Below are 15236 nucleotides of genomic sequence, written 5' to 3'. Positions count from 1 at the left end.
CATCTAGCAATAAGTATATAAAAAATTTATATTTTATCGATATTTGCCTATAATGAAGTGGCTTGTATGTATAACATTTCAGATCATTTTATTCCGACGAGGATTTTTGGCGTGGATCTTGTAGGAGTTGGAGAGTTGACGAAATGGCTCATCGTTGTCACAAGTAGCTAATCGAAGGTTTAAATCGTGAGTGGGGAACTCTATGTTTGATAATAAAACAATTTTGATTACGGGTGGCACGGGGTCATTTGGACAAAAATACACCAAAACCATTCTCGAACGGTATAAACCGAAGCGATTGATCATTTTTTCTCGAGATGAATTAAAGCAGTATGAGATGCAGCAAGTGTTTAACGCGCCATGTATGCGTTATTTTATCGGTGATGTGCGTGATGGTGATCGCCTAAAGCAAGCCTTTAAAGATGTGGATTTTGTTATCCATGCCGCAGCACTTAAACAGGTTCCCGCTGCCGAATACAACCCGATGGAATGCATAAAAACCAATATCCATGGGGCCGAAAATGTGATCCGGGCCGCCATCAGTAATAATGTTAAGAAGGTTATCGCCCTCTCAACAGACAAAGCCGCGAGTCCTATTAACCTATATGGTGCGACTAAGTTGGCCTCCGATAAGCTGTTTGTTGCCGCCAATAACGTGGTTGGAGATGGCAAAACCCGATTTGCTGCTGTTCGCTATGGTAATGTTGTGGGGTCACGTGGCTCAGTCGTGCCTTTCTTTAAACAACTCATTGCCAATGGCGCGACTTCGCTGCCCATTACCCATCCCGATATGACACGTTTTTGGATTACTCTTCAGGATGGTGTTGATTTTGTTTTAAAAAACTTCTCCCGTATGCAGGGCGGGGAGATCTTCGTACCTAAAATACCTTCCATACGCATTACTGATCTTGCTGCAGCCTATGGGCCGAGTTTGGAGCAGCAGATTGTAGGTATTCGTCCCGGGGAAAAAATGCATGAGGTCATGTGTCCAGGGGATGACTCACATCACACGATCGAATTTGATGATCACTTTGTCATCACGCCAAGTATTCGTTTTTTTGGGCGTGAAACAGACTTTTGTACCAATGCTTTAGGAGAGAAGGGGCAGGCTGTGCCGATGGGATTTGAATATAATTCTGGCACTAATCCACATTTTTTAACACAGGCTGAAATTCTTAAACTGGATACCGTTGCATGATCCCCTATGGCCGACAAGACATCAATCAGGCTGATGTTGATGCTGTGATTGAAGTGCTTAATTCTGATTATTTGACTCAAGGGCCTAAGCTTCCTGCATTTGAGTCAGCAGTTGCTTCCTATTGTTCAGCTCGCTATGGCGTAGCAGTAAATAGTGCGACTTCTGCCTTACATATTGCATGTCTCGCTCTTGGGGTTGGGCCAAACGATATAGTATGGACTTCTCCAATTACCTTTGTCGCCTCGGCAAACTGCGCGCTTTACTGCGGAGCTGAGATTGATTTTGTCGATGTGGATCCTCTAACGGGTAATCTTTGTCCAAATGCATTGGCAATGAAATTAGAACAAGCTGCTCGGATAGGGAAGCTCCCTAAGGTTGTTATCCCTGTACATTTATGTGGTCATAGTTGTGATATGGCAGCGATCGCTGCTCTTGCTGAACAATATAGCTTTAACATCATTGAAGATGCCTCGCATGGGATTGGCGGGAGCTATCATGGATACCCTTTGGGTAGCTGCCAATACTCTGATATTACCGTTTTTAGCTTTCACCCCGTCAAAATTATCACCAGCGCCGAAGGCGGTATGGCCATGACAAACAGCTCAGAATTAGCTGAAAAAATGGCCCTTTACCGCAGCCACGGTATCACTAAAGCCCCCGATAAAATGTTAAGACCTGATGAAGGGGACTGGTATTACGAACAACACGCCTTGGGATTTAACTATAGGATGACTGAGTTGCAGGCAGCGCTTGGTTTGTCGCAAATCAGCAGACTTAGTGCTTTTGTGTTGAAACGCAATGAACTAGCCGCTATATATCGTAAAGAACTCATTGGATTACCCTTTTGCTGGGTTGAGCCTTTGTCAAATACTCAAAGTGCTAGACATTTACAAATTATCCGCCTAAATGACGCATCAAGAAGAAAGCAGCTATTCAACGATATGAGAGCTGCAAATGTACAAGTGCATGTGCATTATTTCCCCGTACATCTTCAACCTTACTATTTAAAACAAGGATTTAAAGAAGGTGATTTCCCACAAGCAGAGGCATTTTATCAACAGATATTGACCTTGCCACTCTATCCTTTGATGACTGATAAGGAACAAGCCTGCGTTATTAACACCTTGTTAGCTGTACTGTAAGAAAATTCAATAGTGTTAGTTTACCGCTCCCAATAAGTGGCGGATATCATCTATAAGCGCTTGTATTCCCAAGTGTGATTCAAAGACTCTTGTTGCTTGGTTCTGGAGAGACCTTCTTTGTTCGGGCTCTGTAAGCAGTTGTTGTAACATCATCTTTGCTTCTTCCAATGAATAGCTCACTAGACAACAGCGCTCTTGATTGAGGGCGATGAGTTCGGCTTCATCACAGAGATGTTGGGGGGGAAGAAGTAGGGTTGCTGCTTTCCCATAAATGGACTCAAATAGCGATAAGCCATAACAGCTTAAAATGATCTCTGATTGAGCGATTATCTCTTTAAGGTTGTCAGGATTTTGTTGAACCACTATGGCTGAATTGGGGGGCAGTTGGGGAGCTGGGGCCAGTGGGCCTTGAATCCATAAAATGGGCCAATCAGTACCAATGGAGTCCAGTATCGTTGGGAGTTCTCGGCCATAGCCCAACGCATCGCTACCCCCCGTGAGAACTAGAATTTGTGCTTGCTTAGCCGCTTGTGGAATTGTGCTAAAGAGATAATTTTTCCAGCCAGCGGATATTTTTGGATGATGGGCTGGACAATTGAAGCTTGGAATAAATAGCCAATCCAGTTCATCCAGTAATGGTGCCATTTTATCGATGCCAATCCGCTTTGCACCGTGCTTAGCTAACCCTGCTAGCCTATTGGCAAATGATTCTAAGTCGATAAAGTTAGGATGAAAATCAAGTAGTACTAATGGATTTTGGTCTTCGGTTAATGCGCTGAGCAATGCTTGCTCATCCTCATGCCACACTACTTTTGAGCTTGAGTCTAATCGTTGCCCAGCTTCGCTATAAGCGTGAATATTTACTCCTAGGCTTAAATGCTCCTGCAATGCATTGGCAATTAATTCTGAGCGCTTGAAATGTCCTAAACCTATTTGAGGCCCCAGATGACAATAGATACTAGCCTTAGCATAGTTTTTGTTAGCAGCTTTTTGTTGTACATGGGCATTTATGGCGAACAGAGCAGAATCTTTTAGTAACTCTTCTTGTACCCACTCTAAACTGACAACTGTTTCCGTTGGATTATTTACATACCATCGGCGATAGACTTCAACCATAAAGCGATAGTCAGCATGGGTATCTACTGAAATACGATGGGTAATTTTTCCATAATTACCGCTGTCATCGATATATAGTTTTGTTAATACAGGTCTTAATTTATCACCATATCCCACATGCTCCCGTGACATTACACAATCACTAACGGCCATCAACCTATTCCAGCCAGCTTTAGTATAAAACCCCATCCCTTCATGGAGTGAAATGATCCCTTCTTTGAGTGTGATAGTGTCTTTATCTGAGGCTTTCAGGGCTCGCAGAGCGTGATCGATAAAATTGGGGTCTATAAGTGGGCAATCACCACAGATATACACGATATAATCAGGCTGTTGTCGCTGGATGATCCTATCAAGCCTGCCCATCAGATCATTAACATCACCTTCAAAGGGGACACAGGCTAGCTGGTTTTCTTGTGCCCAATTGATTAGGGGTTGGTTGAACTCATCTGCAGTTGTGGCAAGTTCTATTGCACTAATTGTGCTACACGTCTTTAGGCGCCTTAAAATATGGCCAATAATAGGAAGAGTATTACCTGCGGCATCACAAGCAAGTGGTAGCAAATGTTTACCAGCTAAGCGACTAGAGTTAAGGCGTGCGCCAATGATGGCGAGTATTTTGGTCATAGATTAATACTCTCAGGGGTAATGCAGAGATTGAAATCGAGTAAATTGCCACCTTCCTTGAGTGTCTCATCGGCTTCTGCTAACGAAAACCATAATCGATTAAGGTATTTATCATCTATTTTTTTACTCGAAATCATGGGGAGTGCAGCACAATTGGCGGGATCCCAAGTTAATCGCACGCCACATTGGCCGCTGCCAAACCGAATTTGGCCAGCAGTAGCACCAATGGCGCTATTTGCCGAAACAATTGAAGATACAGGAGAACCTTGGTCCATATCCTCTTGTATTTGAAAAAACTCTTCCTGAACACCACCGAGATTGGTCTGGTACCAAGCTCTATTATCACAGCCGAGTAAGGTCAGATAACTGAGTCGGATTGAGGCTTCAGGGCGCTGCTTGTCCTCAAAAAAAAGGCCAGTGTGTAAAGATTCATGCTCGATACGGTACCATTTAATGATGGCGCCACTTTTTAATGATTGACGGCAATAAATCACTAAATTGCCCTCTGCGCAGCCCAATTCATAATTTACTCGATTGAGATCGGTGACACGATCACGTGCACGAAATCGTTCCATCAACAAATGATTCGAGTAGAAATCAGCACCATAACTAATATGGTCGAAGTAACCATGGGATAAGGTACCGAGGACAGGTTCAAAGTCGTGGGACTTAAAGGCTAATTTATCAATAGCCAATCCTCGGTTACCATTTAGGCTGAGGTGTACCTTAGGGGTACGAATATGCAAACGACGTCTTTGTGTATCGTACTCAATCCGAATATCTTCTTGTGCTTCCCAAGGCGCAAATACTGGCGCATTAGCAGGATTAGCAACCAAGTTAAGTTGCTGATAGCGTTTTGCGGTGAGATGGGTACGCAGATCGCTTGCCCACATACGGCATAAGTTTCGCCAGTCTTGCTCTGTTGCATGTGGATTATGTGCGAGTATGGTGAATCGTTGATAGCATAGACTGTTGAGTAGGAGGTCATTACGACCACTTAATCCCCAGCGGCTAACATTATATTTAGCTTGTTTTTTGACTGAAACCGGATGCTCTGCATTGGTGATTTCGACCGCATTTGATTCTTGCCAAAACTTAAGAATGTGTTGAGGCAATTGCCAACAATAGTTATCCATCTCTGCAAGAGTGTTAAAAAGGGTGGTAATCCGCTGCCATTCTCCTTCAACGTGATCCGTCTCAGTTTGATAGCGCCGGGGACGAAAGTCGAACACTTCGGCATCACTGCCATAAACAGGAAAGGCCAGCATGCCAGGTTTGAAGATTTTAACGAGATAGTGCAGATAATCTTCGAGTGTTAATTCACCATGAACATAACGCTGGAACTTTTGAAAAGCGATTGCGTGGTTCCAAATCACCTTAATTGTTCTACCACTTGCGGCTTGTAAACTCTGTGGCCTGTCTAACAGTGTGTTGGACCAGTTTGGATTATGGGAGTAGGGATTATCCCATTCCACCACTACAGCTTCAAAACCTTGGTCGATATAAACATCTAAGAGCCCTGCTGAAACGGCTTGCTCATTGATATAAGCAATTTGAGGATGCACCCCAAGCAAGCTGTGATAGGTATCCTGACCGAGACGGAGGTTAGCCTGATTGACTTTTGCAGGAACCAAAGGCCCAATAATTTGGCTATCACCGCTGGCGATAAGTTCGCACATTCCTTGTTGGAGCAATAGTTTGAATTCCTGTACCCACAGAGGGTCAACCTGTTGAACTGCTTCTAAGGTATAGGCCGTCATTTCAATTCCAACAGGAATACCTTTTTGCGCTATCTGTAGGAGTGGCCAATAGCATTTGCGAATGACTTCGGCATGTTGTTCATTTTCAATGGAGGAAAAGGCCAAGTTTAAATGGAACACTGTATATAGTGCGACGGGTTGAACCTTAGGCATTTTCGCATACACCTTAGTTATTAAATGGCTAAATGAGATAGTTAAGTTCAAAAATTACAAATGCAGTAGATGTATCACAAGTTACTGACCCACGGCTAAAATCTTAGCAGTTATCAGTAGGTTGTTACAACGTCATATTAATTGGCTTAAAATTTGCTATTCTTTGAAACGCCAACTTACTGACATTATCTATCTGAGGAACCGAGATGCATCAAAAAACATCTGAACAACATATGGGATATCTCGTTGACGAGAGCAATGGGTTCCAAGTGATTGAATGTCAAATGTGTGGATTTAAACACATCCATCCTCTGCCAACGTTAGCTGAGCTTGAAAAAATCTATCGGCATGAATACTACACTCTAGATAAACCTCTATTTCTCCAAGAAACAGAAGAGGATAAAAATTGGTGGAACGCAGTGTATTCCGACCGTTATGATACTTTTGAAGAGTATTTGCCTGCTACGGCGCGACGCATATTAGATGTAGGTTCTGGTCCTGGATATTTTGTGAGTTATGGTCAGAAGCGGGGTTGGAAATCGATGGGGGTTGAACCATCTGCTCAAGCCTGTGAACACGCAAGAGGTCTAGGGGTTGAAGTCGTTGAGAATTTCTTTAATCATAAGACCGCGATTTCTCTAGGGAAATTTGATGCAATTCATGCAAATGCCGTTCTTGAGCACATCCCTAATCCAATGGAAATGGTATCACTTTTTAGAGAGTCTCTGGTACAAGGTGGTATATTGTGTGTTGTTGTTCCAAATGACTACAATCCTTTTCAAGAAGCGCTGCGAACGTATGAGGGATATAGTCCTTGGTGGGTCGCTCCACCGCATCATCTTAATTATTTTAGCTTTGAGACCTTGGGCAAGTTGCTGATCTCTCAAGGGTTTGAGGTTGTGCTGCAGGAGACGACTTTTCCCATCGATATGTTTTTACTGATGGGGGATAATTATGTTGATTCCCCTCAGCTTGGACGTGCTTGCCATAAAAAGCGGATGAGATTTGATACTCAACTATTACGCTCTGGTAATAATCAGGTTAAGCGAAAGTTTTATCAGGCACTTGCTTCTGTAGGGATGGGACGTGAAGTCGTTCTGTTTGCAAAGAAAATCTAGAGAAAATAATTAGGGATATCTATGAGTAATGTTAAAATATTGATCCAAGCAAGCTCTCGTTCATGGGCTGGAGGACGGGATATTTGCATGGGGCTAGTGAATGGTGAAATCGCCGTTGTTAGAACAATTAGACATGCATTAGCCGCATTCCCTGATGCTCAATTATGCCTAGTTGCTCCAGAATTTGATCGTGATGGTGAGTTAAATAAGGTTGTGGAAATTATTGCTGATAAACGTTTGAAGGCATTTTACGGATTTGATGAAAGCCCACTTAAACGTATGATAGCAGCATCAATTGAGCTAACAGATGATGATTACATTGTTCGTGTGGACGGAATCCATTTCTGTTTTGATTTTAATCTTAGCCAACAAATGTTAACCATTGCACAACAAAAAAATCTCGATTGCATTAAGTTACCAGCTGATTTTCCTGTTCATTTTAGTTCTGAGATTTTTCGAGTCGGAGCTCTTCGTGAGCTTGCGAATCTTCTCACTACTCCTGAGTTGGCTAAATTTCATGTTCATCCTAAAACGTATTTTGAACTGAATCGTTATGATTATAAGTTTGAACACTTGAAAGTCTTGCCTCAATATTCTGATGAGTATTTAAATGAATGTAGGCAATTGGCGCAACCTATCTATGAGATCCCACGCCAAGAAGTTAATAGCCATCGGATTGCTAGTGGCGATAGACTAGGTTATCACTATCAAATAGCACTTAAATATCTTAAAAAGAACATGAGGGTTTTGGATATTGCTTGTGCTGATGGCTATGGTGTTCGCATGATGTCATCTTCAGTATCCTTGGTACATGGAGCTGATTTAGATGCGGAAAGTGTCAATTTTGCTAGGCAGAATTCATCTCAACAAAACGTAGAATTTTTTGTTGAAGATATAACTAATATGTCATTTGATGATAATAGTTATGATGGTGTTACATGTTTTGAAACATTGGAACATGTACCAGAAGACGCTTGTCTCAAAGAGTTGCTACGTATCATCAAGCCTGGTGGTATGTTAATTCTCAGTACACCACAAAATAGTTATGGTCATATTCCAGTTAATTCCTGTCACTTAGTTGAGTATAATTTAGATTATCTCCTTAAATTGACGGGGCAGTATTTTCACGTTATTAAGGTAATTGGTATTAAGGCTGGCATTATACATGATGATGCAGATCCTTATGGTACTAATACTGTTTTGGTTTGTATAAAACCTATTCGTTAAATTTAAGGATTTTTTATGCTAGTTAATGATGAACTTAAATTTATAAACTCGACTATTGAGCTTAAAAATTTACCAATTAAGGCTCTTGATTTAGAAGCAGATAAAATCCGCCGTTTTTTAATTGACAAGATTTCCACTACTGGAGGACATATTGGAGCAAATCTGTCCGTCATTGAGTTGACTATTGCAATCCATTATGTATTTGACTCGCCTGTTGACAAAATTATTTTTGATACTGGTCATCAAGGGTATACTCATAAATTGATTACTGGTCGGAGAAAAAAGTTCGAATCTTTAAATACCTATAAGGGAATGAGTCGTTTTATTGCAAGAGAGGAAAGCGAGCACGATATCATTGATGCCTCGCATGCTGGAACCTCAATATCATTAGCAACAGGTATTGCTGCGGCATTAAAAACTAAAAAAACAGATCATTATACAGTTGTCATTATTGGTGACGGTTCTTTGGTTGAAGGCATGGCATTTGAAGCTCTCAACTTTGGTAGCGTAGATAAGAACTCTAAACTTGTGATAGTTGTAAATGATAATGAGATGGCTATCGCACCATCAATTGGCGGATTAAGGCAGCTTACCACTGGTGTTGATTGGCATAAGAAATCTCAACATTTTTTTGAAAGTCTAGGTTACAACTATATTGGCGTTCAAAATGGTCATTGTTCAGAAGATGTTGTTTTTGCGCTTAATCATGCCAAGTCACTAGGTCAGCCAACAGTTGTACATGTTAAAACCGAGAAAGGTAAAGGTTTAGCCTGTGCTGCAACTCATCCTTATAAAATGCATTTTTCAATGCCTTTCGATGCAGTATCTGGACTGGGGGCATCACCAACCATTTCGGGTAAGACTTTTGCTGTGGTTTTGGCCGAAAAATTAGCAGAATTAATGACATTAGATACTAAAATTAATGTTATTACACCTGCCACACCTTATGCATCGTCTTTAGATTATTTGTCTATGCAGTTTCCTGATCGCGTAATTGATGTTGGAATGGCAGAGCAACACGCTGTTGGAATGGCTTGTGGTATGGCTCTGGAAGGGTTAAAACCCGTGGTATGTATGCAAACCACTTTTATGCAAAGAGCATTTGACCAGTTATTACACGATGCTTGTTATATGAATTTACCTATTACAGTGTTAGGTGTTAGGGCTGGCTTTGCTGGTTATGATGGTTCCACTCATCATGGAGTGTATGATATTCCATACTTAAAATCATTCCCGAATATGCAACTGGAATATCCTATAAATAGTGCAGAAGCTCAAAGGTTGTTAGAAAAACGATTAGAGAACCCAATGGGACCTATGGTTATTTTACATCCTTATGAGCCTTTAATTATACCTGAGCCGCTGTCTGGAGTCCTTCAGCGCGGCCTGTCTGTGGCTGCTATGGGAGAAGATGGCTTTGTTATTTGTCTTGGAAATACATTAGCTAAAGCTTGGGAGTTAAAATCACGTTTAGCTAAATTGGGTAGGACATTTGGTATTATCTGTGTACAGACTATTAAGCCGTTTCCTTCAAATGAGATTCTTGAATTATTAGTTTCTGGTATGGACATCATCACTCTCGAAGAGAGTATATTAGCGGGTGGGTTTGGCTCCTTATTACTTGAAAGTTTCAGTGATTCTGATGTCAATTTCCGAGTCTTTAGAAGTGGCATTATTGATCGTTTTATTCGCCCTGGAAGTAAGCAAGAATGTAGTGATGAAGCGGGTATAACTGCTCAACAAATAATTATGCAAATCCAGCAGCGTTGGACAGAATATCAAGAGGATAAATGAGTGGGCAGACTCACAGGAAAAGTAGCACTTATCACGGGCGCTTCAAGAGGAATCGGTGCTGGTATTGCGGAAGCGTTTGCGAAAGAAGGTGCTGACGTCATCATTAATTATAATACCAATAGTGAAGCTGCAACGAACGTTGTTAATAAGCTTAAAAACTTTGGATGTAAAGTTATCGCTATTCGTGCAGATATTACAAAGCGTGATGAGATTCAATATCTAATACAGAAATCACAACTTGAATTTGGTCGTATCGATATTTTGGTAAATAATGCTGGCATTAATCAAAGAGGTTGGTTTGATGAAATAACGGATGAAGCTTGGGATATGATAATGGGTACTAATCTAAAAGGTCCTTTTATGTGTTGCCAAGAGATTTTTCCACTAATGAAAGCCGCTGGTGGTGGCCGGATTATCAACATATCCTCTGTAGCAGGCCAGTATCATGGTCCTAAGACAGTGCATTATGCTGTATCAAAGGCAGGTTTAAATAGTTTAACTAAAATACTTGCTCGTTATGGAGCAGAACACAATATTCTTGTTAATGCTGTTGCTCCTGGACTAATTCGTACTGATCAGACCGCTGATGAAATTGATTCGCCTGCAGGAGTTAAGGTCATAGATATGACTTTGCTAAAAAGAGCCGGAAGAATTGAAGATATTTCAGATGCTTGTGTATTTTTGGCCTCGGATGAGCAACAGTATATGACAGGGCAAATACTGGCAGTGAGTGGAGGAGCAATTCTTGATAACTAAAGCCAAGAATCTATTGCTTTTAGGCGCTAGCTCAGATCAAATCTTTGCAATCAAAACGGCAAAGGCGATGGGGCATCATGTTATCGTTGTTGATGGTAACCCTAAGTCCCCAGGCTTTTTAATGGCTGATCAATATGCCGTCGTTAGTACAAGGGATTTACCTGCACTAAAAGCATTTGTCGATGAGTTAAATATCCCTGTGCATGGTGTTGCTGTAATGGGAAGTGATATTTCGCAATATGTTTCCGCTCTTGCAGAATATCTGTCTGTTCCTTGTATTCCGCTAAAGGCTGCCAAGATTGCAACCAATAAACTATTGATGAAGGAATGTTTTGCTGAAAAGGGTATTGCGATTCCTTGGTTTTCTGCAGTGGATAGCTTTGAGCATCTGTGTGAGTTAGTTGTCGAACGAGGGTTTCCACTCGTTCTTAAACCAGTTGATCGCTCCGGAGCCAGAGGTGTGTTCTTGTTAAAGGAGGGGGTTGATTTAGAAACTTTATACCGATGTTCTCTTCAAGAGTCATTTAGTGGTCAGCTCATCATTGAAGAATATCTAGAAGGTCCACAGATCAGTACTGAAACCTTATTTTATCAAGGGAAAGGACATACTATTGGATTTGTTGACCGTAATTATGAAATGTTGGATGTTTTTGCTCCATATATTATTGAAAATGGTGGTTGGCAACCGAGTCGTTTATCGCAACAGCAGCGAAGTGAGATTGAGCGATTAATTGGTGATGTTGCCAAAGCATTAGAAATTAGAAGTGGTGTGATAAAAGGAGATATTGTTTATACCTCTTCGGGGCCAAAAGTTATTGAAGTCGCTACTAGATTAAGCGGAGGTGATTTTTCAGAAAGTCTTGTTCCGTTAGGTTTAGGCGTGAACTATGTTCAAACAGCGCTAGAAATTGCGTTAGATATACCGCCTAATTTTGATACATTAGTACCAAAGCAAAACCAATTTGTTGCCAACCGTTACTTTTTCCCTAAGGAAGGTCAACTGGTCGCTATTCACGGGATTGAACAAGTTAAATCTCAGAACTTCGTCAAAAAGTTAGAGTTTTTTGTCAATTTTGATGAAATAATAAGACCAATTTGCAGTCATTCGGATAGGGCTGGTGTATTTATTGTAATTGCAGATTCTTTTGAAGAGTTAGAGATGCGAATAGCTTGGGTTTACAAAACGATTGTATTTGAAGTTTGTTAACCATGTGATGAATAACACAGGATTTCATATCCAGTGTTATTCGATACTACAACATTTCTAAAAATGTGAGCGAATATGCTTTAATGGTCGTAACCCATCTATTGGATCTGCACGCCAATCTCGATCAGGTGCTTCACTGGGCGCTAATACTTTATCCGGTCTGCCATCAAGTAGTTGCGCTTCTCTGCATTCATTTATGACAAGTTGCATTTGTTCTGGTAACCAACAGTGGCCTGCAGCATATTCTGCGCCCTGTTTGTCTAGGTCAATATGGAACTCAATACAATCAGCTAACCAACGATTAACGGCGCGGCGAATCACAGCCGATGAAACAGAGTGATCAGACCAACCCACTTTAATGTTGTAGCGTTCACGGAAACGCCCAAGCACAGCTAAGTTACAATCTGCTTTTGGCGTCGGATAGGCTGATACACAGTGTAATAATGTAATATCCTGACAGCCAGCATTTTGTAACACATTAATCGCATGATCAATTTCCTCAAAATTAGCCATGCCCGCTGAAATCACAATTGGTTTTCCTGTTTTCGCGCAGGCCGCGAGTAGGTCGTCCCAAAGTAATTCATAGGATGCGATCTTGTAGAAATCCACAAAGGGTTCAAGCTCAGCTACTGCGTCGAGATAAAACGGGGTACAAGAAAACTGAATACCGTATTCTTCGCAGGATTGCTTGAGTTGGGGCAGAAAACTGACTGGTAACTCCCATTGTTTACGTTTACGATGCATTTCACTCTTAGATAGAATCTCAGGTGCAAACAGTTCTTCAATTTTAAACAGTTGAAACTTAACGGCATCACAACCTATTTCAGCGGCTGTTTTGATAAATTCTATGCAACGCTGTAAGTCTCTATGATGGTTACTAGAAACTTCGGCGATAAAGACTGGGGAATGTTTAGTCATAGTGGCTCACACAATGGTGTTGATAACGTATTAACGGCAAATGACAGGGAAGCTTTAAATTAGGGTTTTAGCGACTGACAAGGGCAATGAGCTCATACTCTAAGTAATCAGCAAGATTAAGCCAATCGTGTTGCTCCTGAGCTTGTAGCATTGGCGCCAGCATTTGCTGAAACGAGAGTAATTGCATCAGCTCGGGGTGATGTTTCTCAATTGAATCGAGGCATAAACGAAATTCCACTGAGGCTTGAGCTTCTTTGCCTAAACGGAAGGAGTGAGCCGCTTGGCAAAGCATGTCTTCAAGGGACTGTTTTGGTGAATTATGTGATTTGAACGACATTAAATTAGCTCCTTATATTGCGAACCGCGGATCTTCGCGCCCGATAAACTGGCTTGGTAAAATTTCACCTGTGGATGTTTAGCAATATAGCGCTCTAAATGTCGTAAATAGGCTCGAAGATTTAGATCTGTAGCAATTCGTTGACCTTTACCATTAATCAACCAATGTTTTGCTTCTTTCACCTTTTGCATCACAGCTTCAACCCATATTTTTTCAGATTTGTCCTTGCTTTCAAATGGATAATCATTCCAAAAAGCATGACTTTTATTATTGCAGTAACAAAAGTCACAGCCTAATAGTGTGATTTCCTTAGCGTGTAACTTAACGGCTAAATCAATTGCTGGGTGAATCACACTGCCATTTGTAAACAGCCTCAGCTTGGGGTTTAGCAGGGCCATGCTGTCGTAAATTTTACTCGTGCCATAAGCCACAAATCTTGGCCCTAGCCAATGGGCTAATACTTCTGAGGCTACCCGAGGAAAATACACAAGATTGATTTCTTGGGTTTCTGACAAAGGCAAATGATAGGAGGATATTAAACCGTCAATACAGACGACAATATCAGGCTTAATCTGATGATGAAGTAAGCCACGTAAAGCCGTATCCGCAGCAATCAACAAGGGTTTCGATGGGCTTACACTCAACTGCTTAAGATAAGCATAATGTTCTTCTAAAGACGGACCTGAGCCTATAACAATTGCTTTGTATGGATTGTAGCTTTTCGTTAAATGGGCAGCATCGGGATCATTAGTAATAAACACCTGATTATCGGCAAAGCGCTTAAGGATCTCAGGATCATCAATTTGATGGTGTCGATTGGTGAAATCACGATTAAGCTCCATCACCAAGAGATCCCTCAGTGTGGCATTGTCATCACTGACGAGATTAAGATCTGGGGTAATGGCAACATTCGGAAATTGCAGCGTGGCACTGGGCATCGCATTTAATACCACATTGGGATGACTTAGCCATTCCCGCTGATCGGTGTAACAAAGCAGTAATGCGAATACGGCTAAGTTTAAAATGCAAATTTCGATTTTTTGATATTGCGGATTATCCGTTAATAGACTCGGCACATCACCCATACCCACGCCATAAACCGTGACTTGGTGAACATTTGAGGGAAGGGTACTAATAAACAGCTGTGCTTCAGCGATGCGGTCATGGCGACTGCTGAGCTGAATACCATTAACACTGATAGTTTGGTTTTGGCCTTGAACTAAGTGCGCATCAAGATGGTCAATTGATTGGCTTTTTATCGCTGCAGCCACAATTGGCCAGCGTTTAGCGATAATATTCAGATTAGTGGCAAATAGTTCAGTCATTCCGTTTCCTCGGAAGCTTTCGTGTTGATATTACCGACATCACTATCTGGTCTCTCCACAGGGACTCGAACCCCGATCGGCCGCTTAGGAGGCGGCTGCTCTATCCTGTTGAGCTATGAAGAGACGCTGGTGATTATACTGGTTTTATCTTTGATTAAAAGGCTTATGATTTAGTTGCTTAAATCTTAAGCGCGATGTCGTTTATCTGTACATTGTAAACCGCATTTTGGTCAACGAGTATGGCTGTTGCACTTTCTTCACTCACTTGTTCAATTTGCACTGTTGCTCGGCTTTTGGTAGCAATGGCACGCATTTCATTGAGTCTATCCGGTAAATTGCGTTGTAACACCACTTGGAACTTATCGCCAACTCGAATGCCATGTTTTCGGCCTAGGTTGAGAATAATCCGGTCTCCTTGACGACTGACTACTTGCCCAAGTAGTGGCCTACAGTTGAGCGTGTTATCAATATCGCGAGTCGCTTCTTGCAGCAGTTGGCTGATATTTTTGCCGTAGGATGAACGCCAAAATCTATCACTATTGGGGGCAACAATGGCTTGTT

General features: G+C 41.5%; 13 protein-coding genes and 1 tRNA gene. 7 read left to right on the top strand and 7 right to left on the bottom strand.

The annotated features are described in order from the left end of the window. Positions 1–202: 202 nt before the first annotated feature. A complete protein-coding gene (gene pseB, locus L976_RS02940) occupies positions 203–1198 on the top strand; it encodes a UDP-N-acetylglucosamine 4,6-dehydratase (inverting) (protein WP_047534019.1) in 996 nt (331 codons plus the stop codon). After that, complete coding sequence (gene pseC / locus L976_RS02935; RefSeq protein ID WP_047534017.1) at positions 1195–2340, top strand: UDP-4-amino-4,6-dideoxy-N-acetyl-beta-L-altrosamine transaminase; 1146 nt, start codon at positions 1195–1197, stop codon at positions 2338–2340. The genes pseB and pseC overlap by 4 nt, the downstream gene beginning before the upstream one ends. A gap of 15 nt (positions 2341–2355) precedes the next feature. Here pseC and L976_RS02930 read toward each other — a convergent pair whose 3' ends face one another. Together L976_RS02930 and L976_RS02925 are read right to left on the bottom strand one after the other, a co-directional pair. Further along, positions 2356–4080, bottom strand: a complete 1725-nt coding sequence (locus L976_RS02930) for a glycosyltransferase family protein (protein WP_047534015.1) — start codon at positions 4078–4080, stop codon at positions 2356–2358. After that, positions 4077–5993, bottom strand: coding sequence for a glycoside hydrolase (locus tag L976_RS02925; protein ID WP_047534012.1), 1917 nt, complete (start codon positions 5991–5993; stop codon positions 4077–4079). The genes L976_RS02930 and L976_RS02925 overlap by 4 nt, the downstream gene beginning before the upstream one ends. A gap of 206 nt (positions 5994–6199) precedes the next feature. On the opposite strand from L976_RS02925, the gene L976_RS02920 reads away from it, so the two are divergent. From L976_RS02920 to L976_RS02900, 5 genes are read left to right on the top strand one after another with little or no spacing between them, the layout of a single operon-like run. Continuing rightward, entirely contained in the window at positions 6200–7111 is a 912-nt protein-coding gene (locus L976_RS02920) for a class I SAM-dependent methyltransferase (RefSeq protein WP_047534010.1), read from the top strand. A 21-nt stretch (positions 7112–7132) separates the two neighbouring features. Further along, the gene (locus L976_RS02915) at positions 7133–8338 is read left to right on the top strand and encodes a class I SAM-dependent methyltransferase (protein WP_047534008.1); all 1206 of its coding nucleotides are present in this window, start codon (positions 7133–7135) and stop codon (positions 8336–8338) included. A gap of 15 nt (positions 8339–8353) precedes the next feature. After that, positions 8354–10132, top strand: coding sequence for a 1-deoxy-D-xylulose-5-phosphate synthase (locus tag L976_RS02910; RefSeq protein WP_047534006.1), 1779 nt, complete (start codon positions 8354–8356; stop codon positions 10130–10132). Beyond that, positions 10133–10888 carry an SDR family NAD(P)-dependent oxidoreductase gene (locus L976_RS02905; protein WP_047534004.1) on the top strand — a complete coding sequence of 252 codons (756 nt, stop codon included), beginning with the start codon at positions 10133–10135 and terminating at the stop codon, positions 10886–10888. Beyond that, on the top strand, positions 10878–12095 hold the full coding sequence (locus tag L976_RS02900; protein WP_052183957.1) for an ATP-grasp domain-containing protein: 1218 nt from the start codon (positions 10878–10880) through the stop codon (positions 12093–12095). Before L976_RS02905 ends, L976_RS02900 begins: the two co-directional genes overlap by 11 nt. Positions 12096–12152: 57 nt before the next feature. Here L976_RS02900 and L976_RS02895 read toward each other — a convergent pair whose 3' ends face one another. The 5 genes from L976_RS02895 to L976_RS02875 form a co-directional block, all read right to left on the bottom strand. Continuing rightward, a complete protein-coding gene (locus L976_RS02895) occupies positions 12153–13013 on the bottom strand; it encodes an N-acetylneuraminate synthase family protein (RefSeq protein WP_047534002.1) in 861 nt (286 codons plus the stop codon). Positions 13014–13080: 67 nt separating this feature from the next. Next, a complete protein-coding gene (locus tag L976_RS02890; protein ID WP_047534000.1) occupies positions 13081–13350 on the bottom strand; it encodes a hypothetical protein in 270 nt (89 codons plus the stop codon). Next, positions 13350–14675 carry a motility associated factor glycosyltransferase family protein gene (locus L976_RS02885; RefSeq protein WP_047533998.1) on the bottom strand — a complete coding sequence of 442 codons (1326 nt, stop codon included), beginning with the start codon at positions 14673–14675 and terminating at the stop codon, positions 13350–13352. The genes L976_RS02890 and L976_RS02885 overlap by 1 nt, the downstream gene beginning before the upstream one ends. A 47-nt stretch (positions 14676–14722) precedes the next feature. Further along, positions 14723–14798, bottom strand: a tRNA-Arg gene (locus tag L976_RS02880). 55 nt (positions 14799–14853) lie between these two features. Next, positions 14854–15236: FlgT C-terminal domain-containing protein (locus L976_RS02875; RefSeq protein ID WP_331377319.1), on the bottom strand; the 383-nt coding region annotated here is incomplete at its 5' end.

The sequence above is a fragment of the Shewanella sp. ZOR0012 genome, from assembly GCF_000798835.1.
In the GTDB taxonomy this organism is placed as follows: domain Bacteria; phylum Pseudomonadota; class Gammaproteobacteria; order Enterobacterales; family Shewanellaceae; genus Shewanella; species Shewanella xiamenensis.
This window is presented reverse-complemented; position numbering and strand designations above follow the sequence as displayed.

What these genes read in the sequence shown, in the direction of transcription:
- pseB (WP_047534019.1), top strand. Translation starts at nt 203, where the DNA reads ATGTTTGATAATAAAACAATTTTGATTACGGGTGGCACGGGGTCATTT.
- pseC (WP_047534017.1), top strand. Translation starts at nt 1,195, where the DNA reads ATGATCCCCTATGGCCGACAAGACATCAATCAGGCTGATGTTGATGCT.
- L976_RS02930 (WP_047534015.1), bottom strand. Translation starts at nt 4,080, where the DNA reads ATGACCAAAATACTCGCCATCATTGGCGCACGCCTTAACTCTAGTCGC.
- L976_RS02925 (WP_047534012.1), bottom strand. Translation starts at nt 5,993, where the DNA reads ATGCCTAAGGTTCAACCCGTCGCACTATATACAGTGTTCCATTTAAAC.
- L976_RS02920 (WP_047534010.1), top strand. Translation starts at nt 6,200, where the DNA reads ATGCATCAAAAAACATCTGAACAACATATGGGATATCTCGTTGACGAG.
- L976_RS02915 (WP_047534008.1), top strand. Translation starts at nt 7,133, where the DNA reads ATGAGTAATGTTAAAATATTGATCCAAGCAAGCTCTCGTTCATGGGCT.
- L976_RS02910 (WP_047534006.1), top strand. Translation starts at nt 8,354, where the DNA reads ATGCTAGTTAATGATGAACTTAAATTTATAAACTCGACTATTGAGCTT.
- L976_RS02895 (WP_047534002.1), bottom strand. Translation starts at nt 13,013, where the DNA reads ATGACTAAACATTCCCCAGTCTTTATCGCCGAAGTTTCTAGTAACCAT.
- L976_RS02890 (WP_047534000.1), bottom strand. Translation starts at nt 13,350, where the DNA reads ATGTCGTTCAAATCACATAATTCACCAAAACAGTCCCTTGAAGACATG.
- L976_RS02885 (WP_047533998.1), bottom strand. Translation starts at nt 14,675, where the DNA reads ATGACTGAACTATTTGCCACTAATCTGAATATTATCGCTAAACGCTGG.